18 protein-coding genes and 1 pseudogene are annotated in these 20732 nt (G+C 27.9%); 11 read left to right on the plus strand and 8 right to left on the minus strand.

The features are described from left to right. The 9 genes and pseudogenes from B0175_RS02340 to B0175_RS02380 form a co-directional block, all read left to right on the plus strand. A pseudogene (locus B0175_RS02340) lies at positions 1-144 on the plus strand (peroxiredoxin); the annotation flags it as partial. Positions 145-305: 161 nt separating this feature from the next. Continuing rightward, the gene (rho, locus tag B0175_RS02345; RefSeq protein ID WP_108527108.1) at positions 306-1628 is read left to right on the plus strand and encodes a transcription termination factor Rho; all 1323 of its coding nucleotides are present in this window, start codon (positions 306-308) and stop codon (positions 1626-1628) included. Between the two features lie 141 nt (positions 1629-1769). Continuing rightward, positions 1770-3122 carry an NADP-specific glutamate dehydrogenase gene (gene gdhA, locus B0175_RS02350; protein ID WP_108527109.1) on the plus strand — a complete coding sequence of 451 codons (1353 nt, stop codon included), beginning with the start codon at positions 1770-1772 and terminating at the stop codon, positions 3120-3122. A 223-nt stretch (positions 3123-3345) separates the two neighbouring features. Beyond that, positions 3346-4131, plus strand: coding sequence for a glutamate racemase (gene murI / locus B0175_RS02355; RefSeq protein ID WP_108527110.1), 786 nt, complete (start codon positions 3346-3348; stop codon positions 4129-4131). Then, positions 4128-6059, plus strand: a complete 1932-nt coding sequence (locus tag B0175_RS02360; protein WP_108527111.1) for a DNA polymerase III subunit gamma/tau — start codon at positions 4128-4130, stop codon at positions 6057-6059. Before murI ends, B0175_RS02360 begins: the two co-directional genes overlap by 4 nt. A 61-nt stretch (positions 6060-6120) precedes the next feature. After that, on the plus strand, positions 6121-6951 hold the full coding sequence (locus B0175_RS02365; RefSeq protein WP_108527112.1) for a DsbA family protein: 831 nt from the start codon (positions 6121-6123) through the stop codon (positions 6949-6951). A gap of 15 nt (positions 6952-6966) precedes the next feature. Continuing rightward, the gene (gene hemC / locus B0175_RS02370; protein WP_108527113.1) at positions 6967-7905 is read left to right on the plus strand and encodes a hydroxymethylbilane synthase; all 939 of its coding nucleotides are present in this window, start codon (positions 6967-6969) and stop codon (positions 7903-7905) included. A gap of 24 nt (positions 7906-7929) precedes the next feature. Then, the gene (locus B0175_RS02375; protein ID WP_108527114.1) at positions 7930-9675 is read left to right on the plus strand and encodes a DUF4153 domain-containing protein; all 1746 of its coding nucleotides are present in this window, start codon (positions 7930-7932) and stop codon (positions 9673-9675) included. A gap of 59 nt (positions 9676-9734) precedes the next feature. After that, positions 9735-10277: a hydrolase gene (locus B0175_RS02380; protein ID WP_108527115.1), complete on the plus strand. Its 543-nt coding sequence runs from the start codon at positions 9735-9737 to the stop codon at positions 10275-10277. A 34-nt stretch (positions 10278-10311) separates the two neighbouring features. Here the strand turns inward: B0175_RS02380 and B0175_RS02385 are convergent, their stop codons facing one another. From B0175_RS02385 to prpB, 5 genes are all read right to left on the minus strand, one after another. Next, on the minus strand, positions 10312-10803 hold the full coding sequence (locus tag B0175_RS02385; RefSeq protein WP_108527116.1) for a DUF4878 domain-containing protein: 492 nt from the start codon (positions 10801-10803) through the stop codon (positions 10312-10314). Between the two features lie 73 nt (positions 10804-10876). Continuing rightward, a complete protein-coding gene (gene prpF, locus B0175_RS02390; RefSeq protein WP_046996463.1) occupies positions 10877-12052 on the minus strand; it encodes a 2-methylaconitate cis-trans isomerase PrpF in 1176 nt (391 codons plus the stop codon). An 89-nt stretch (positions 12053-12141) separates the two neighbouring features. Continuing rightward, entirely contained in the window at positions 12142-14736 is a 2595-nt protein-coding gene (acnD, locus tag B0175_RS02395) for a Fe/S-dependent 2-methylisocitrate dehydratase AcnD (RefSeq protein ID WP_108527117.1), read from the minus strand. A gap of 90 nt (positions 14737-14826) precedes the next feature. Then, positions 14827-15936 (minus strand): citrate/2-methylcitrate synthase, encoded by a 1110-nt coding sequence (locus tag B0175_RS02400; protein ID WP_108527118.1) that lies wholly within the window; start codon positions 15934-15936, stop codon positions 14827-14829. Positions 15937-15986: 50 nt separating this feature from the next. Further along, a complete protein-coding gene (gene prpB, locus B0175_RS02405; protein ID WP_020847294.1) occupies positions 15987-16874 on the minus strand; it encodes a methylisocitrate lyase in 888 nt (295 codons plus the stop codon). Positions 16875-17051: 177 nt separating this feature from the next. On the opposite strand from prpB, the gene B0175_RS02410 reads away from it, so the two are divergent. Beyond that, the gene (locus B0175_RS02410; RefSeq protein ID WP_108527119.1) at positions 17052-18029 is read left to right on the plus strand and encodes a hypothetical protein; all 978 of its coding nucleotides are present in this window, start codon (positions 17052-17054) and stop codon (positions 18027-18029) included. Positions 18030-18044: 15 nt separating this feature from the next. Then, complete coding sequence (locus B0175_RS02415; RefSeq protein WP_108527120.1) at positions 18045-18971, plus strand: D-2-hydroxyacid dehydrogenase; 927 nt, start codon at positions 18045-18047, stop codon at positions 18969-18971. Between the two features lie 36 nt (positions 18972-19007). On the opposite strand, the gene B0175_RS02420 is transcribed toward B0175_RS02415, so the two are convergent. The 3 genes from B0175_RS02420 to B0175_RS02425 form a co-directional block, all read right to left on the minus strand. Beyond that, positions 19008-19511 (minus strand): hypothetical protein, encoded by a 504-nt coding sequence (locus B0175_RS02420; RefSeq protein WP_108527121.1) that lies wholly within the window; start codon positions 19509-19511, stop codon positions 19008-19010. A 109-nt stretch (positions 19512-19620) separates the two neighbouring features. Continuing rightward, positions 19621-19743: a hypothetical protein gene (locus B0175_RS11345; RefSeq protein WP_265735061.1), complete on the minus strand. Its 123-nt coding sequence runs from the start codon at positions 19741-19743 to the stop codon at positions 19621-19623. After that, positions 19740-20729: an OmpA family protein gene (locus tag B0175_RS02425; protein ID WP_108527122.1), complete on the minus strand. Its 990-nt coding sequence runs from the start codon at positions 20727-20729 to the stop codon at positions 19740-19742. Before B0175_RS02425 ends, B0175_RS11345 begins: the two co-directional genes overlap by 4 nt. Between the last annotated feature and the right edge of the window lie 3 nt (positions 20730-20732).

Raw genomic sequence — 20732 nt, forward strand, 5'->3', positions numbered from 1 at the left:
ATGATTAGAATGGTTGATGCTATGTTATTTACTAATGAATATGGTGAAGTTTGTCCAGCTGGTTGGCAAAAAGGTGATGAAGGTATGAAAGCAAACAAAGATGGTGTTGCTGATTACTTAGCTAAAAACGAAGGTAAGTTATAATATTTAATTTTATTATATACTAGGGTATCAAATTCTGATACCCTTTTTTATTTTCTTGACAATTTTTTAAATAAACACTAAAATTATATTCATACTTTAAAAAACTACAAAAACTACAATACTACATAATTTTTATGTAAAACTAAAAGGCAAACATACTCATGGAAGAGTCTAAAGAAGAAACAAAAGTAAAAAATGTAAAAAAAACAAGAACACATATTCCTGTTGAAGGCTATAAAATAGAACAACTAAGAGAATTACCGTTAGAAGTTCTTATTGACATAGCAAATGAATTAGAAGTTGAGAATCCTCAAGAATTAAAACGACAAGATTTAATGTTTATGATATTAAAATCTCAAATTGATGCTGGTGGATTTATTTTATTTACTGGTATTTTAGAAATTAAAGAAGGTGGATTTGGATTTTTAAGAGCAATAGATGGAAACTTCTCTGATACATCAAATGACTCTTATGTAAGTGCAACACAAATTAGAAAATTTGCATTAAGAACAGGAGATATTGTCTCAGGCCAAGTTAGACCACCCAATAAAGAGAGTGAAAAATATAATGCTTTACTCAAAATTGAAGCAATAAATTATCTTCCCGTAAAAGAATCAAAAAACAGACCTCTATTTGACAACTTAACTCCTCTTTATTCTACAACAAGATTTAACTTTGAATATGACTCACAAAAAATGACAGGTAGAATGCTTGATCTTTTTGCACCAATGGGAAAAGGACAAAGAGGACTTATAGTTGCACCTCCAAAAACTGGTAAAACAGAACTTTTAAAAGAATTAGCACATGCAATAAGTAAAAATCATCCAGAAGTTACTCTTATGGTACTTTTAATTGATGAAAGACCTGAAGAAGTTACAGATATGCAAAGAAGCGTAAAAGGTGAAGTTTATAGTTCTACTTTTGATTTACCTGCACAAAATCACGTAAGAGTTGCTGAGATAGTTATTGAAAAAGCAAAAAGACTTGTTGAAATGAAAAAAGATGTTGTAATTTTACTTGACTCTATCACAAGATTAGCAAGAGCTTATAATACTGTAACACCATCTTCAGGAAAAGTTCTTTCAGGTGGAGTTGATGCCAATGCTTTACACAAACCAAAAAGATTTTTTGGAGCAGCTAGAAATATTGAAGAAGGTGGTAGTTTAACTATTATTTCAACTGCTTTAATTGAAACTGGTTCAAAAATGGATGAAGTTATTTTTGAAGAGTTCAAAGGAACAGGAAATAGTGAAGTAGTTTTAAGTAGGAATGCTGCAAATAAAAGAGTTTATCCTGCTCTTGATATTATTAAATCAGGTACTAGAAAAGAAGAATTATTACTTACTCCTGATATTTTACAAAAAACTTGGATTTTAAGAAATGCAATTTCACAAATGGATGAAGTTGAAGCACTTAAATTCTTATATTCAAAAATGCAAAAAACAAAAGATAATGAAGAGTTTTTTGCTTCAATGAACGAATAATATTCTTATAATATGCTTAAAGATGTAGAAAAAAAGTAAATTTTTTACAATATGTGTATATTTTATATAGAAACTATATAAAATATATACAACTTTTGATATAATTCCTATCCAAATTTGATTCAAGGAAGGAAAAAATACATGACATACATAGACGAACTTTTAGATTATTTAAAAAGAACAAGTCCTGGACAAGAGGAATTTCATCAAGCAACAGAAGAAGTTTTACACTCACTTGAACCACTATTTGAAAAATATCCAATTTATAAAGAAAATAAAATTTTAGATAGATTAGTTGAACCAGAAAGACAAATCTTATTTAGAGTAGCATGGGTTGATGATAGTGGAGAGATTCAAGTTAATAAAGGTTATAGAATAGAATTTAGTTCTACTTTAGGACCATACAAAGGTGGATTAAGATTTCATCCAAGTGTAAATACTGGAATTATCAAATTCTTAGGATTTGAACAAATCTTTAAAAATGCACTAACAGGTCTTCAAATTGGTGGAGGAAAAGGTGGAAGTGACTTCGACCCTAAAGGAAAAAGTGATAGAGAAATCATGAAATTCTGTCAAGCATTTATGAGTGAATTATATAGACATATTGGTGCGACAACAGATGTTCCAGCAGGAGATATTGGAGTTGGAGGAAGAGAAATTGGTTATATGTTTGGAATGTATAAAAAACTTACAAATAGATATGATGGAACTTTTACTGGAAAATCTTTAAAATGGGGTGGTTCATTAGCTAGAACAGAAGCAACAGGTTATGGTTGTGTATATTTTGCTAAAAATATGCTTGAGGCAAAAGGTGAAACATTAAAAGATAAAAGATGTGTAGTTTCTGGTTCTGGAAACGTTGCTATTTATACTATTGAAAAATTATATCATATGGGTGCATTACCAATTGCTTGTAGTGATTCTGCTGGTATGATTTTAGATGAAGAAGGTATCGATTTAAATTTATTAAAAGATTTAAAAGAAAATCAAAGAGCAAGATTATCTGAATATGTGAAATATAGAAAAAATGCTAAGTATACTCCTGTTACAGAATATCCAAAAGGTAGAAATGCGATTTGGTCTATTCCTTGTTATGCTGCATTCCCTAGTGCAACACAAAATGAATTAAACCTTGAAGATGCAAAAGAATTATTAAAAAATGGTTGTAAATGTGTGAGTGAAGGTGCAAATATGCCTTCAACAAATGAAGCCGTTGATTATTTTGTAGAACAAAAAATTGCTTATGGACCAGGAAAAGCTGCAAATGCTGGTGGAGTAGCAACTAGTCAACTTGAAATGGCTCAAAATGCTTCTATGGTTTCTTGGACTTTTGAAGAAGTTGATGCAAAACTTGAACAAATTATGAGAAATATTTTTGAATCAGTTAGCACAACAGCAGCAGAGTTTGGACAACCAACAAACTTTGTATTAGGAGCAAATATCGCTGGATTTAGAAGAGTAGCAGATGCTATGATTGAACAAGGTATTGTGTGATACAAACAAAATTTATACTTAAGGTTTAAAAACCTTAGGTAATCTACGTTATATCCTACATCTTAATATTTTCCTCACCTATTTTTTACTATTTTGAAAGCTAAAACAAATTTTTATTTTCCTTCCAAAAATGATTTTTAGCTTTCAAATTTTTACATAATTTTAACATTGTAGTTATATCTTTTTTGATATAATCCCTTCTAAATTTTCTATAAGGCTTAAGTTGAAAGTTGGAGTATTTGATTCTGGACTTGGTGGTTTAACTGTCCTAAAATCTATTTTAAAAGTTTTAAAAAATGCTGAAATTTTTTATATCGCTGATACTGCTTATGCTCCTTATGGGGAAAAAAGTAATAATGAAATTTTAAAAAGATCTGAAGCTATTACAAAATATCTTTTAGATAAATATAAAATAGATGCTTTAATTGTTGCTTGTAATACTGCAACAAGTGCAGCAATAAAACACTTAAGAGATAATTTCTCATCTTTGATTGTAATAGGAACAGAGCCAGGTATAAAACCAGCTATTTTAAATACAAAAAGTTCTAATATAGGTATTTTAGCAACACCTTCAACTTTAAAAAGTGATAAATATCAATTATTAGTAAATGACTTATCTTCTATCAAAAAAGTAAATCTTTTTGAACAGGCTTGTCCTGGTTTGGCAATGCAAATAGAAAAAGGTGAAATAAATACTTTAACTACTTACAAAATGTTAGAAAAGTGGTTAATTCCAATGAAAGAAGCAAATGTTGATACAATAGTTCTTGGTTGTACTCACTATCCTTTGATTAGTCAAACTATAAAAAAGATAATGGGAGAAAATATAACTTTAATCCAAACAGGTGATGCAATAGCTAAAAGACTTTTATCTTTAAGTGAAGAAAACGGTCACCAAAATATTGGAGATTTAAAAGTAACTGTTTTACATACAGGATTAATAAATTTAGATATGATAGAAAACATTTTAGAAAATAAAAATATTGAAATTAGGAAATGCGAAATATGAATAAAGAAAATTTAGAAGACAGAGTTCTAGCCCTAAAATATAGACCAAAAAGATTTGAAGATTTAATAGGACAAAGTACAATATCACAAACTCTATCTTTAGCTCTTGATTCAAATAGATTATCTCATGCTTACCTTTTTTCAGGTCTAAGAGGAAGTGGGAAAACTTCAACAGCAAGAATAATGGCAAAAGCTTTATTATGTTCACAAGGACCAACAAGTAAACCTTGTGATATTTGTGATAATTGTAAAAGTGCAAATGCATCTAAACATCTTGATATTATAGAAATGGATGCCGCAAGTAACAGAGGAATCGATGATATTAAAGACTTGATTGAACATACAAAATATAAACCAAGTTCTGCACGATTTAAAGTTTTTATAATCGATGAAGTTCATATGCTTACAACTCAAGCTTTTAATGCTTTATTAAAAACTTTAGAAGAACCTCCAGGATTTGTAAAATTTATACTTGCGACAACTGATCCATTAAAACTTCCAGCTACAATTTTAAGTAGAACTCAACATTTTAGATTTAATAAAATTGCTCAAAGTGATGTAGTTCATCATCTTTCATACATTTTAAATAAAGAAAATATTGATTTTGAACAAAATGCTTTAGAAATTTTAGCAAGAAGTGGTCAAGGAAGTTTAAGAGATACATTAACTCTTTTAGACCAAGCTATAATCTTTTCAAAAGGGAAAGTAAACACAACAAGTGTTGTTGATATGTTAGGATTAATTGATCCTAAAATGATGGATAATATTTTCTCTATGATTTTAAATAAAGAAGATATCACAAAATTAGTTAAAGAGTTAGAAGTTTATGAAGTTTCGCAAATTTGTGATGAAATGACAATCTATTTAAAAGATAAAATGTTATCTCGTGATAATAAATTTGATTTACTTTTATTTGATAGATTCTTTAGAATTTTAAGTGATGCAAAACAATTACTTGCAATAAATAGTGATGGTACTTTTGTTCTTATTTTAACTTTTATGAAAATGATTGAAGCTACAAATCTAAGAACAATTGATGATATTATAAATCAGGTTGAAAAAATAGAACCTAAAAAAGAGTTGATTAGTGAAAAAACTACTCCTACAATTGAAAATAGTTCTGTTAAAAATCCTGAAATACCACAAAAAGAAGTAGTTAAAGAAAAAGTAAATACTTTAATTGTTGAAGAAGAGACAAAAATAGAAGAGGTAACTGCTTTAGATGAAGTTCTAATTCAAACAAATAATATTGTAGATTTAGGAATTACAAATTCAATAGAAACTATAAATTATTCAACACCATTTGATGAATTACCAATAGTAAAACCAATTGAAAATCAAAAAGAAGAAAAGATTGAAGAGATAAAAGAACTAGAAATTGAACATATCTCTTTTGAAAATGAAGTATCTTTTAACCCAACACAAGAAGTTGAAATAATTCCATTAGAAGATGAATCTGATAAATTTTTAGATTTATACAATCAACTAACTGCAAAAGTTTACGATAGAGATTACTCTTTAGGTGAATGTTTTGAAAAAAACTTTATATTCAATGGCTTTAGTGATGATAAATTACATATAATTTCTTATGCACAAGATGAAGATAGAAAACTTTTATTTAAATACTTTGGACTTATAAAAGCTTTTGCACAAGATATTTTCGGTTCAAATGTTGAATTAGATTTCAAAAAGGAAGAAGCCACCATACTAGATGAGAAACCTCTTGTTAGTGAGAATATTGAAGAGACTTCTTCAATGATTGAAGATATAGAATTAGGTTCTGGTTGTGTTGCTGATATAACAAAAAGTTCTGTTATAACACCTTCTCAAAAAGAGTTACAAATAAATGATATTTTAAACTCAAAAATGGTTGATAAAGCCAAAGAGTTATTTGATATCAAAAAAATTACAGTAAAAACAAGAAGTTAAAATATTAACTTTCGATTAAATAAAAATAGATAAACTACTAAAAATTTTATAAGGAATTAAAATGAATTTTACAAAAATATTGTCTTTAAGTGTTATTTTAAGTGCAACATTATTTGCAAATGATAATACAGTTATTGATTTTGAGAAAAAAAGAGTTGCCCAAAATCCAAATGTAAAAGTAAAAGATGTAAAAGTTAATGTAAAAAAAGATTTACCTCTTGCTGGTTGGAATGGTTATATTTTAGATGTTGAAGCAATTGTTCAAGAAAAATCTCTAAAAGTAAAAGATATTTTATTTAGCAATGGTGATTATATTGCTTTAGATTTAATTGACGCAAAAACTGGTAAATCTTTAAAAGATTTAGTAACTCCAAATCTAACTTCAAACTATTATGATAAAACAAAATTAATTGCAGGAAATCATAATGCAAAAGACAAAATAGTAGTTTTTTCTGATCCTCTTTGTCCATTTTGTATGGAATATATCCCTGAAGTTATAAATTATGTAAATAAAAATAGTGATAGCATTGCTTTATATTATTATGCTTTTCCTTTAGTTCAAATTCATCCTGCATCTGAAGCTCTTTCAAAAATCATTGAAGTTGCAAAAAATAAAGGTATTAAAAATATTGAATTAAAAGCCTATGAGACTGATTGGGAAGCATATTTTTCTCCTAAAGAAAATGATGAGAAAAAAATACTTGAAGCTTTCAACAAAGAGTTAAAAACAAATATAAAACTTGAAGAAATCGCTTCAAAAGATATAAATGAAAAACTTTCAAAAGATATGTCTATGGGTGAAGATGTTATGGTAACAGGAACACCAACAATTTTTGTAAATGGTGCAAAAGATACAACTAGAGAACTTTATAAAACATTAGGCAAAAAATAAATCTAAGAGGATAATATGGAAAAATTAGTAATAGCAACAAGAAGAAGCCAACTTGCACTTTGGCAAAGTGAATATGTAAAAGCAAGACTTTTAGAACATTATCCAAATATGCAAATAGAACTTCAAGAATTTGTAACAAAAGGGGATAAAATTTTAGATGTTCCTTTGGCAAAAATTGGAGGAAAAGGACTTTTTACAAAAGAACTTGAAGTTGCAATGCTTGAAGGAAGTGCACATCTTGCAGTTCACTCTTTAAAAGATGTACCAACTCAATTTGAAGATGGTTTAATGCTTGCTGCTGTTACTAAAAGATTTGATCCAAGAGATGCTTTTTTAAGTAATAAATATACTTCATTAGAAGAGTTACCAAAAGGTGCAATAGTTGGAACAACAAGTTTAAGACGAAGAATGGCATTAAAAATTTTAAGACCAGATATTGAACTTAAAGACTTAAGAGGAAATATCAATACAAGAATTTCAAAACTAAATGCAGGTGAATATGATGCAATAATACTTGCAGCAACAGGTATTCAAAAACTTGAAATTGAAAATGAAGTAAAATATTTCTCTCCAATTTCAACTGATATTATGATTCCATCAATGGGACAAGCAACACTAGGAATTGAAACAACAAATGATCCAAAAATATTAGAAATACTAAAAGTTCTAAACGATAACAATGCCCACATTGAATCAACAATTGAAAGAAGTTTTGTTGATACTTTACAAGGTGGTTGTCAAGTTCCAATTGGCGTAAAAGCTACTATTTTAGATGAAAATTCAATAAGAGTTCAAGCAATAGTTGGAATGCCAGATGGTAGTGAATATATAAGTGAAGATATAACTGCTGATATTGAAGATTATAAAACTATTGGACAAAATTTAGCTCAAATTTTTATTGATCAAGGTGCAAAAGATTTATTAGAAAAAGCAGAAAAAGTAGCTTTTAAATAAAACTTAACTAGTGCAAAATTTATCATGAGCTTAAATACTATTATTTCAAATTTTTTAAAAAAACTTTTAGGCTCTGCACTAGAGTATAAATTTTCTTCATTTTTTATCTTTTTATTTTCTATTGCTTCTATCTTATTAGTAGATAAAAATTTTTACTATGGTTCTAAAGAATATATCTATCTTATAAATGTAATTTATGCTTCATCAGTTGGATTTTTACTAACATTAGTTGCATATTTTAGTAAGAAAAAAAAGATTTTATTAGCTATTTCTTTATTTTTAACAGGTTTATATTTTTATTATTTACCTTTTAATGAAGATTATTCAACTGTTATTTTCTTTGCAAAATATATTTGTGTAATAGCTATTTGTATATCATTACTTTTATATATTCCATTTCATAATGAACAAAAAGATAATCAAAGGTTTTTGAATTGGGCTATAAATATTATAGAATCAATTGTAATAAGTTCTATTTTCGGAATTATTTTATTTGTATCTTTGTATATTGCAATTACTTCAATTGTTATACTATTTGATTTAAGAATAGAAAAATTTATATATGCTCAATATTTAGCGATTATTGTTTTTGGTGTTTTTTGTACACACTACTTTTTATTATCACTTAATAAAAATCCACAAACTTCAGAGTTAAACTTAACTTTTTACAATAAAATAGGAAACTTTTTTAGTAAATACATTTTGACAACAATAGTTGTAATATACTCTTTGATTTTATTAGGTTATATCATCAAAATACTATTTCTTCAAGAGTGGCCAAATGGTGTAGTTGTTTGGTTATCACTTACATTTGCTATTTTTTCTCTACTTACTTACATATTTTGGACACCTTATGAAAATAAATATAAAAAACTTTTAATCTTTGTAGCTCTTATTCAACTATCTTTACTTTTTGTAGCTATTTATATGAGAATAACTCAATATGGTTGGAGTACAAATAGATATATGATTGTATTAACTGCAATTTGGTTAGTTGCAGCATTTGTATATATATTAATTTACAAAAAATATAGATATGATCATATATTTCTAGCTTTTGCTTTAATGCTATTTATAAGTCAATATGGCTATAAAATAAATAGCTATTATGTAAATGACATAGCTCAACTAAATAGATTAACTCAACTAATTTCACAAAATAGTGAGTTATCAAATAAAACAGATAAAACTATTAGATGTGATATTTCTAGCGCTATTGATTCATTATATACACATCGTAATATAGAATTTCTAAATCAAGCAATGCCAAATATTTATGATAAATATAAACATATAAAAGATAAAGAATATTCAAATAGATATTATAGTTTTCCAAACTATGCTACAGAAAAATTAGGATTCAAATATTTATCAAATTGGGAATGCGGGAAAAATCAAACTGCATATCAAAATGATAATATATACATTTACAGTAACAATACAACAGATATAATAGATGTATCTGGATATGATGTAATGAATAGAAATGCTTTGACAATTTTTCATGAAAATAGTAAATATACAATCAAAATTCCTACAAAAGATAATTTAAGTTTTAGTGAATTTGATATGTCAGATTTTATAAATAAATTTAAAAAATCTGATACAAATGAATCAAAAAGTGTAAAATATAATGAAAATGATATGACATTTATAGCTCAAGATAAAAATATGAAAATAAAACTTTTCTTTTATTCTATGAGTATTAGTGAATTATCAGGAGATGTTGTTTATCCAAGTACATATATTTTAATTAAGTATCTTAAATAAGTTAAAACACAAAGATTTTATGTAAAATAATCTTTACATTTTAACTTAAGGAGAGAAAAATGAGAATAAGAGTTGAAGATGCACTTTTTTGTTTAGTTGATGTACAAGAAAGACTTTTCCCACATATAGGAAATAAAGAAATTTTAGAAAAAAATCTTCTTACTTTAGTAAAAGGTTTGAAAGTTTTAAATGTTCCTTTTATTGTAAATGAACAGTATAAAAAAGGTATAGGTGAAACAATTCCTTCTTTAAAAGAGTTAGTTGAAACTTATTCATCTTATGAAAAAACTACATTTTCTTGTTGTCAAAATAATGAAACAATGAAAGCTATAAAAAATGCAAATAAAAAAGTAGTAATTGTTGCAGGTATTGAAACTCATGTTTGTGTACTTCAAACTTGTATTGATTTACTTGAAAATGGGTTTAAAGTAGTTTTAGTTACTGATTGTTGTAGCTCAAGAAAAGAAAATGATACAAAATTTGCTATAAAAAGATTGATTCAAGCTGGAGTTATTCCAACAACATATGAATCAATTTTATTTGAACTTACACTTGATGCAAAGAATCCTTGTTTTAAAGAAATTTCATCTTTAGTGAAATAAATATTAAAGGCTTTAGCCTTTAATATTTTATTTATCACTCTATAACTTTCCACTCATTATTAATTCTTTTTAAACTTATAAATTCTTGTTTTATTTCACTATTTTTTAGTTTTTCTTCTACACTTACAATTGCATCATTAGATTTTTCATTTACTTTAGAAAACAAGATTTTATATGAAGCTATATTATCTAAAGATTTACTCCAAGATTTAAAACACTCATTTATAATTTTATTTTTTTTGTCAGATGAAAGATTGTTATATTCATCAATATCGATTTTATTTTCTTCTAACTTTGGTATAACTTCATTTTTTATATCAGGATTAATTATACAATTGACAAATATATTATTTGATAGGTTACTTTTCATCTCTTCACTTACAACTTTAGAAACTTCATTGAAATTTCCATTTTTTAAAGCTTCCATATATTTTTTTGTAACTGTTTCAGGATTATCTTCCATACAGGCTGTAAATGTTACTAATGCAATTAAGTTTAAAAAAGTTAACTTTATTATATTTCTCAAATTCTTTCCTTACAAATCAAATAAAAAAAGGAGATAGAAAACTCTATCTCCTGTATTTTTAAACTATTGATATTTATTTCATAATATCAGCAGGTGCATAAACTTCACCTTTCATAATGATTCTTGCGCTTCTACTCATTGTAGCTTTATCAACTATATATTTTCCATTTTCTTTTTTGATAACTGCTCCAACTTTTAGTGTTCCAGATGGATGTCCAAACTCAACGGCAGTTTTTTCTCCACCACCAGCAGCTAAATTTACTAAAGTTCCTTCAATACAAGCTGCAACACCAATTGCAACAGAAGCTGTTCCCATCATAGCATGGTGAAGTTTTTGCATAGATAAAGCACGTACATGTAAATCTATTTCATCAGCTTTTACTTCTTTTCCACTTGAAGTTATAAAATCACTTTTTGGAGCAACAAATGCAATTTTTGGAGTATGTTGTCTAGTTTCTGCTTCTTTTAAATCACTTATAAGACCCATTTTTAAAGCACCATAACTTCTTATTTTTTCAAATCTTGCCAGTGCTTCAGCGTCACTATTAATATCAGCTTGAAGTTCTGTTCCTTTATATCCTATATCAGCAGCATTTAAAAATATTGTAGGAATTCCTGCTGTTATCATAGTTGCTTTAAATGTTCCAATTCCAGGAACTTCTAGATCATCTACTAAATTTCCAGTAGGAAATAATTCTTCACTTGGATCAACTGGTTCTGCAAACTCTAATAAAATCTCTTCAGCAGGGAAAGCAACACCATCAATATAGTAATCACCCATCTCTTTTACTTGTCCATCAACCATTGTTACATAACAAAGAATTGTTTTTTTGATATTTGCTTGCCAAATTCTTACACAACAAACACCATTTTGTGGTACATTATCAACTAAACCTTCATGAATAGCAAAAGGTCCAACTGCTGAACTTAAGTTTCCACAATTTCCACTCCAATCCATAAAATCTTTATCTATTGCTACTTGACCAAAATAGTAATCAACATCGTGATTTGGTACAGTTGACTTTCCTACAAGTATTGCTTTAGAAGTACTTGAAGTTGCTCCTCCCATACCATCCATTTGTTGTTTATAAATATCTGGACTTCCAACTATTCTTTGAAGAAGTTTATCTCTTTTTACTTTGTCTTCTTGCGCTTCTTTTGGAAGATCTGCTATATTAAAAAATGTTCCTTTTGAAGTTCCACCTCTCATATATGTTGCTTTAACTCTCATTTGTGGCTCATAACTCATATTCTTTCTCCTAATATTTTAAAACTTTTTAAAAAGATTTTTCTATCTTTTTAAAAAATCTTAAGAGAGCTTTTACACTCTCTTAAAAATTATTTTGATGCGATAACATCTTTAGCGAATTTTTGTAAAATTCCACCATTTTTGTAAACTTCAACTTCAGCTGAAGTATCTAATCTACATAATACAGAGAATTTAACAACTTCTCCATTTGCTCTTGTCATAACAACTGTTAAATCACATCTTGGAGTGATTTCACCTTCGATGTCAAAAGTTTCAGTCCCATCAATAGCATAAGTATGTCTTGTTTCACCATCTTTAAATTGTAATGGTAAAACTCCCATTCCAACTAAGTTAGTTCTGTGAATTCTTTCAATACTTTCAGCAATTAAAACTTCAACACCTGCAAGTCTTACACCTTTAGCTGCCCAGTCTCTTGATGAACCTTGTCCATAGTTAGTTCCAGCAATAATAATTAATGGTTGTTTTCTACCAATGTAAGTCTCAATTGCTTCCCACATTCTAGATTCTTTACCTTCAGGCATAATTTTTGTTAATGAACCTTGTTTAACACTTCCATCTTCTTTTTTAACCATTTCGTTAAATAATTTTGGATTTGCTAAAGTTGCTCTTAACGCAGTATTATGATCTCCTCTATGCGTTGCATAAGAGTTTAAATCTTCTACTGGTAATCCCATTTTTAAACAGTATTCACCAGATGCACTTGTTGGTAAAATTGCATTTGATGGAGATAAGTGATCAGTAGTGATATTATCAGGGAATACTCCTAATGGTCTCATTCCTTTTAATGCTGGCATTTGCATATATTCATCTTCCCAATAAGGTGGTTTATTAATATATGTAGATTGTTTATTCCATTTATAGAATGGTTCAGCTTTAATTCCTGATAATCCATTTCTTGCGAACATTGGATCATAAATAGCTTTATACATTTCTGGTCTAACAGATGCTTTTTCAATTGCATCAATTTCAGCATCAGTTGGCCATAAATCAGCTAATTTAATATCTTTACCATTTTTATCTTTACCTAAAGAATCATTTTCAATATCAAATCTTACAGTTCCAGCTAATGCATATGCAACAACAAGTGCAGGAGATGCTAAGAATGCTTCTTTTACGTATGGGTGGATTCTTCCATCAAAGTTTCTGTTTCCAGATAATACAGCTGTTGAATAGATATCTCTATCAATAACTTCTTGTTGGATTTTTGGATCTAAAGCTCCACTCATACCATTACAAGTAGTACATGCAAAACCAACTACACCGAATCCTAATTTTTCTAATTCAGGTAACAATCCAGCTTCTTTTAAATAAACTTCAATTACTTTTGAACCTGGTGCTAATGAAGATTTAACCCATGGTTTTCTTGTTAATCCAAATTCGTTAGCTTTTTTAGCTACTAAACCAGCAGCAATAACGTTTCTAGGATTTGAAGTATTTGTACAAGAAGTAATAGCTGCAATTAAAATACCACCATCTGGAATTTTATCACCATCTTGTTTCCACTCTTTTACAATACCTTCAGCTTTTAAAGTTGAAGTTGGTACTAATTTATGAGGTTTAGAAGGACCTGCTAAACTTCTTGTAACAGTTGTTAAATCAAATTTCAATGTTCTTGCATATGTTGCATTTGCAAATGCATCAGCCCATAACCCATTAGCTTTAGCATAAGCTTCAACTAATTGACATTGTTTTTCTTCTCTACCTGTTACTCTTAAATATGAAATAGTTTGCTCATCAATAGCGAACATACCAGCACTTGCACCATATTCTGGTGTCATATTAGCAATAGTTGCTCTATCACCTAAGTTAAGATATTTAATACCCGAACCATAGAATTCTAAATATGCAGAAATTACATTGTTTTCTCTTAAGAAAGAAGTTAATGATAATGCAATATCAGTTGCAGTGATTCCGCTAGCTCTTGTTCCAACGATTTCAACACCAATGATTTCAGGAACCCTCATATAAGAAGGATTTCCAAGCATTACGTTTTCAGCTTCTAATCCACCCACACCAACAGCAATTACACCAAGTGCATCAACGTGAGGAGTGTGTGAGTCAGTCCCAACTAATGTATCTGGAGATGCAATACCATCATTTAAGTGAACAACTGGTGACATTTTCTCAAGGTTGATTTGGTGCATAATACCATTACCTGGAGGGATAACATCAACATTATTAAATGCTTCTTTAGTCCAATTAATAAAGTGGAATCTATCTGCATTTCTTCTATCTTCGATATCTCTATTTTTTTGGAACGCATCTGGATCAAATCCACCACATTCAACTGCTAAAGAGTGGTCAACGATAAGTTGAGTTGGAACAACTGGATTAACTTTATCTGGGTTTCCACCTTTTGAAGCAACAGCTTCTCTAAGTCCAGCTAAATCAACAAATGCAGTTAATCCTAAGATATCATGACAGATAACTCTACTTGGATACCAAGGGAAATCTTTATCTGTTCTTTTTTCAATTAATTGAACAAGTGAATCTTTTAAATCTTCACTCGGACATTTTCTTAATAAGTTTTCTGCTAATACTCTTGATGTATAGTTTAATTTTGCAAAAGAACCAGGAGTAATATCCTCTACAGCACTTTTTACATCATAATACTTAACATCTGCTACACCAGGAAGGTCTTTAAGATATTTTTCGTTTGTCATTGTTTTATATCCATATTTTGAAGTTAATTATTGAGAATTTGGGGTATATATAACCCACCAGTTTTAAGTTAGCATTTTGCTAACTTAAAATTATTTTCTATCTTTTAAAGGAACAAACGCTCTTGGCTCAGGTCCTGTATACTCAGAACTTGGTCTAATGATTCTATTGTTTGCTCTTTGCTCAAATGCGTGAGCTGCCCATCCAGCTGCTCTTGACATAATGAATAGAGGAGTATAGTATAATCTTTCAATTTCCATATAGTGGTAAATTAATCCACCAAAGAAGTCGATATTATCAGGTAAACCTTTATCAGCTTTTACTTTATCTCTGATAGCTTTTGCAATATCAAATAATTTTGGATCAGAAGTTTCTAATTCTTTTAACTCAGAAGCTAATTCAAAACCTACTGGAGATCTTGGGTCTAAGTTTCTATATACTCTATGCCCGAATCCCATAATTTTTTCTTTTCTTGCAAATAATTCATCAACTGATTTTAATGCATGTTCAACATTGTCAAATTGTAAAACAAATTTGATAGCAACTTCGTTTGCTCCACCATGTAAGTGACCTTTTAAAGTTCCAATACCAGTTGTCATACAAGAATAAATATCAGATAATGTAGAAGCTGTAATTCTGTTAGCAAATGTAGAAGCATTAAACTCATGCTCTGCATATAAAGTTAACATAGCATTCATAGCTTTAACTTCAACATCAAATGGTTTTTTCTCTTTTAATCTTTCTAAAATGAATCCTGCAATAGTTGTTTCTTCAGATTTTAAACAGATTTCTTTACCATTTTTATGCCAGTGATGCCAATAAACTAAGAATGATGGGAAAGCCCCTAATAATCTAATTATTTTAGCCATTTGATCAGAAAAATCTTCTGCTTCTGGTTCAACACATCCTAAAGCTGAAGTTGCAGTTTTCATAACATCCATTGGATGAGAAGAAGCTGGAATTGATTTTAATACATTTTTAACTGAAATTGGTAATTCTCTTCCAGCAATAATTTTTCTTGTAAAATCTTTTAATTGTTTTTCAGTTGGTAATTCACCAACTAATAGTAAATAAGCTACTTCTTCAAAATTTGCTTTTAATGCTAAATCTGCAATATCATAACCTCTATAGTTAAGTCCATTTCCTAAACCACAAGTACAAATTGCTGATTGTCCAGCTGTAACACCTGCTAATCCACTCATATTTTCTCCTTAGTTAAAATTAAAATTCTTTTTTATAAAAGAAAAGCTAATTATTTAGCTTTACCTTTTGAGAATAATTCATCCATTTTTTGTTCATAAGCATGATAATTTAACATATCATATAGTTCCATTCTTGTTTGCATTGTATCAATAACTGCTTCTTGAGTACCTTTATCTTTCAATTCTTGGTAAACATTTAATGCAGCTTTATTCATCGCTCTAAATGCTGATAATGGGTAAAGTACCATATCAATTCCAACTGATGCTAATTCTTCAGTTGTAAACATTGGAGTTGCACCAAATTCTGTAATATTTGCTAATACAGGAATTTTTACTGCATCAGTAAATTCTTTATATTCTTTTAAAGTGTGAATTGCTTCAGCAAAAATAGCATCAGCACCCGCAGCAACATAAGCTTTTGCTCTATCAATAGCAGCTTGTTGACCTTCACTTGCATGTGCATCAGTTCTAGCAATAATATAGAAATCTGGGTCTAATTCTTTTTTAGCATCTACAGCTGCTCTGATTCTATCACACATCTCTTCTGTTGAAACCAACTCTTTATTTGGTCTGTGTCCACATCTTTTTGCAGCAACTTGATCTTCAATATGAAGTCCAGCAGCACCATATCTAATGAACTCTTTTACAGTTCTAGCGATATTAAATGCATGTCCCCAACCTGTATCAGCATCAACGATTAATGGAGTATCACAAATAGAAGTAATTCTTCTAATATCAATACATACATCTTCTAACATTGTCATACCTAAGTCTGGTAAACCGTAAGAAGCATTTGCAATTCCTCCACCTGATAAGTAGATAGCTTTATGCCCTACTTTTGTAGCTTGTAATGCTTGGTAAGCATTGATTGTTCCTACAATTTGTAATGGAGATTCTTGTTTTAAAGCTTCTCTAAATCTTTTTCCTGCGCTTGTCATACACACATCCTTTAAAATTAAGTTGAATATGATTATACATGATTTGTATTTAGTAGTATTGCACTATTTTATTAGTAAATTTACAACTTATTTCTTATATCTTATAAAATGTACAAAAATTATGTTTTATGAATAAAAATGGTACAATAACTAAAATTTAATTTTAAGGTTTTATTAATGAACTATAAAAATTCTATAGAAAAGTTTTTGGAAATATTTAAAAGGTCAAATTTAAGTATTTCTAAATTTGCTTCAATGATAAATAAAGACAGAAGAACTGTTACATCGTGGATTGATAGCGTAACAGACATAGAACCAAATAAAGAAGTAAAGGACAAAATTTGTCAGATTTTCAGATATCCTGATTATATCTGGGAAGATGGCTGTTATGGTGAAGAGTTCTTAAAATCTATCACTCAAATTCCACAAAAAGAAGTAAGAATTATTGATGAAGACTATAAAGGAAGATTAAAATATATAATTGAACATGAAAAAAATAGAAGATTTGTAATCCAAGCACAATTTCCTGGACCAATGTATAGGGATAGTGCCGTACAAAAAGTGTACAAAAATGGTACAAGTGTTGATATAGAAGAGTTAAAACAAGAAAGAATAGATCAAATGTTAAGATATGACTATGATACAACTGAATGGTATTCAATAAAATCAATCTTGAGTTTCTGTTTTGCAAGTATTGGAAATTTCTTTACAAAAGATGAAAAAATCAAAATTTTAGAACTAATTTATGAACTCTTTAATAATAATTACAATAAAAAATTGTTTTTATTTGATTCATTTTCAAGAAAAATTTATGGAATGGAAACAACATATATTTCAATAAACGTTAAACAAAAGATTTTATTTTTTAAATCTCCTATTGAATCTGTTTTTATAGAAATTAGAAACAAAAGTTTAGTTGAAAGAATGCATAAATATTATAGTTCACCTATTGAGGCACCAAGTCATGTAAATTTTTTAGAATCAGTTAAAATTATAAAAATACTTCAAGATGCTCTAAAATATAACAATACTATAAAACAAGCCTATGAAACTATAAATCGTGAGACAAATTATGGTGAACTATTTTATAATAACTTAAGTGTTGATTTACAAAAAGAGGTTAGTTTGCCAAAATCAGGACAAAAAAGAAATTAATATAAAGGATAAGAAATGCAAATAGTTATTTTGGATAGAGCAACTTTAGGATTTGATATTGATGTTAATATTTTTTCAAAATTTGGAAATGTTACATCTTACGACTCTACAAAAGAAAATGAAACAGCTCAAAGAGTAAAAAATGCTGATATTGTTCTTACAAATAAAGTAGTTATTGGAAAAAATGAAATAGATAATTCAAACATTAAACTTATTTGTATAACAGCAACTGGTATGAATAATGTAGATTTAGAATATACAAAAGAAAAAAATATAGCAGTTAAAAATGTTGCTGGATATTCAACATCAAGCGTTGTACAAGTAGGATTTTCAATGATTTTATATTTTGTACAAAAACTAAATTATTATAAAAAATATGTAGATGAAGGAAATTGGCAAAAAAATGAACTATTTACTCATATTGATGAGCCATTTTTTGAACTTGATAAAAAAAGAGTTGGAATTATTGGACTTGGAGAAATTGGGAAAAACTTTGCAAAAAAAGCTAAAGCTTTTGATTGTGAAGTTGTATATTATTCAACTAGTGGAAAAAATAGTAATAGTGAATACAAAAGTATAAGTTTAGAAGAATTACTTAAAACTAGTGATATTATCTCTATTCATGCACCTTTAAATGAAAATACAAAAAATCTTTTAACTTATGAAAATATGAAAAATATGAAAGATGGAGCAATTTTACTAAATCTTGGTCGTGGTGGAATTATAAATGAAAATGGTTTAGCAAAACTTATTGATGAAAAAGAGATTTATTGCGGAATAGATGTTGTTTCAAAAGAGCCAGTAGAAGAATCAAATCCTCTTTTAAAAGTAAAAAATAAAGATAGACTTTTATTAACTCCACATATTGGATGGGCAAGTATAGAAGCTAGAACAAGACTTGTAAATATGGTTGCTAAAAATATAGAAGATTTTATCAAGTAAATTAATTTTTACTTGATAAGTTATATTCCTAGTAACTTAACGAAAATTTTTTAATATATATTTTCGACCATATCCATTTAGTGTGAATTTTGTATTTTGCCTAGATCTATCAATACGATTTAAATAATTTAAAGTATGTGTTAAATTTAAGACAGCATCTTCAACACTTAATATATCACCAGTGTTTATTGATCGAGAAATTTCTATGATATCAATTTCTCTACAAAAATTTATTTCTTGATCAAAAATTTTAAGTATCTTAATCTCTAATTCGGTTAATTCTTCATTAAGTAAATTTCTTTGTGATTTTACATATATCAATAAACATATTATTAATAAAATAAAAACTATAATTAATTTCCATATTGAAACTTCATATAATAGAATAAAAAGTATTCCATCAATAGAATAATTAAAGACAGTTTTTATATATTGCCAAAATACATCAAATCCTGTTAAACTAATACTTCCACCACCTATCATTAAAACTATAATTCCAGATAAAATTGGGTGCTCAGTAAATTTTAGAAGTTTATTCACAAATATCCTTTTAATATAAAGAGTTTAAATACTATATTAAAATTACTTAAATAATAAATTTACTAGAAATTAACTTGTAATTTCTTCCTTACTTTTTTTATAAATTATTTTATCTTCTAAAGAAAAATCTAAAAAGCTTTTGAAAAAAAGATAATTTCTTTTTTTCAAGCTTTGAACTTATATCTTTTGATAACTCTTCAAGATTTGTTGGTTTATAAAGATACTCTTTCACTCTTTTTTCTCACCTAAAAAATTTTGAATCTCTTTCATAGCTTCTTCATTTTTTATAGTAAATTTAATCTCTATTCTTCTTGAAGCATCTTTATCTTCAACCCCATCTTTTAAAATCAAATCAGCAGAACTTCTCCCACTAGAATTTACATAAGTTCCTAAAAGTTTTTTATCAATAATATTTGACTCATATAAAAACTGCATAACGGCAAGTGCTCTTTGTTGAGATAGTTGTAAATTACTCAAATAAGTTCCATCACTATTTGTATGACCTTCAATAGTAATACTTTCTATATATTTTTTTATCTCTTTATCATCAAGTAAAGTATTTAAATACTGTCTTAAAACTGTACTTAATTCTTTTTTTGATTCTTCTTTTAATATATAAGAGTTTTGGTCAAATAAAATATTTGAAGAAAATTTAATTGCACCACTTTTTTCATCTATGTTTATAGATTTTCCAAGTTTTTCTCTAAGTTTTGATATAACGTTTAATTTTATACCAGTTAAAGTTTTGATTTTTAGTTTTGCTATATCAAACTCTTCAACCATTTTTTGATGAACTTGTGTAAGCACCAAAAGTTTATCAGCAAGAAGTTTTAACTCATCATCTTTTAAACTAATCAAATTTGTTTTGTCACTAAGCTCTAAAGCTAGTTTTTCATTTTTATCTTTTTCATCTTTAGAATTAAGCTCATATTCTAATAATAAAGCTTTTAATTTTTCTATTTCACTAAGTTTTAAATTTATCTCATTTTTTGCTTTATCTAGTTCATCTTTTGTTGTTTCATATAGATTTTTTGTTTTTGCCAATTCATAAAAAAGTTGAGATTTTGCTTCTTCACTACTTTCCAAACTATTTTGAGCATAAACATATTTTATTACAATAGCTCCAATTACTAAAATAAAAACAAAAAGTAATCCTGCCATTAAATCAGCATAAGATATCCAAAAGTTTTCATCATTGTTTTGATTTTTTTTATACATTTT

The organism is Arcobacter lacus (assembly GCF_003063295.1).
In the GTDB taxonomy this organism is placed as follows: domain Bacteria; phylum Campylobacterota; class Campylobacteria; order Campylobacterales; family Arcobacteraceae; genus Aliarcobacter; species Aliarcobacter lacus.

Coding starts and splice junctions, on each gene's coding strand:
- rho (WP_108527108.1), top strand. CDS start 306: ATGGAAGAGTCTAAAGAAGAAACAAAAGTAAAAAATGTAAAAAAAACA.
- gdhA (WP_108527109.1), top strand. CDS start 1,770: ATGACATACATAGACGAACTTTTAGATTATTTAAAAAGAACAAGTCCT.
- B0175_RS02360 (WP_108527111.1), top strand. CDS start 4,128: ATGAATAAAGAAAATTTAGAAGACAGAGTTCTAGCCCTAAAATATAGA.
- B0175_RS02365 (WP_108527112.1), top strand. CDS start 6,121: ATGAATTTTACAAAAATATTGTCTTTAAGTGTTATTTTAAGTGCAACA.
- hemC (WP_108527113.1), top strand. CDS start 6,967: ATGGAAAAATTAGTAATAGCAACAAGAAGAAGCCAACTTGCACTTTGG.
- B0175_RS02375 (WP_108527114.1), top strand. CDS start 7,930: ATGAGCTTAAATACTATTATTTCAAATTTTTTAAAAAAACTTTTAGGC.
- B0175_RS02380 (WP_108527115.1), top strand. CDS start 9,735: ATGAGAATAAGAGTTGAAGATGCACTTTTTTGTTTAGTTGATGTACAA.
- prpF (WP_046996463.1), bottom strand. CDS start 12,052: ATGAGTTATGAGCCACAAATGAGAGTTAAAGCAACATATATGAGAGGT.
- acnD (WP_108527117.1), bottom strand. CDS start 14,736: ATGACAAACGAAAAATATCTTAAAGACCTTCCTGGTGTAGCAGATGTT.
- B0175_RS02400 (WP_108527118.1), bottom strand. CDS start 15,936: ATGAGTGGATTAGCAGGTGTTACAGCTGGACAATCAGCAATTTGTACT.
- prpB (WP_020847294.1), bottom strand. CDS start 16,874: ATGACAAGCGCAGGAAAAAGATTTAGAGAAGCTTTAAAACAAGAATCT.
- B0175_RS02410 (WP_108527119.1), top strand. CDS start 17,052: ATGAACTATAAAAATTCTATAGAAAAGTTTTTGGAAATATTTAAAAGG.
- B0175_RS02415 (WP_108527120.1), top strand. CDS start 18,045: ATGCAAATAGTTATTTTGGATAGAGCAACTTTAGGATTTGATATTGAT.
- B0175_RS02425 (WP_108527122.1), bottom strand. CDS start 20,729: ATGTATAAAAAAAATCAAAACAATGATGAAAACTTTTGGATATCTTAT.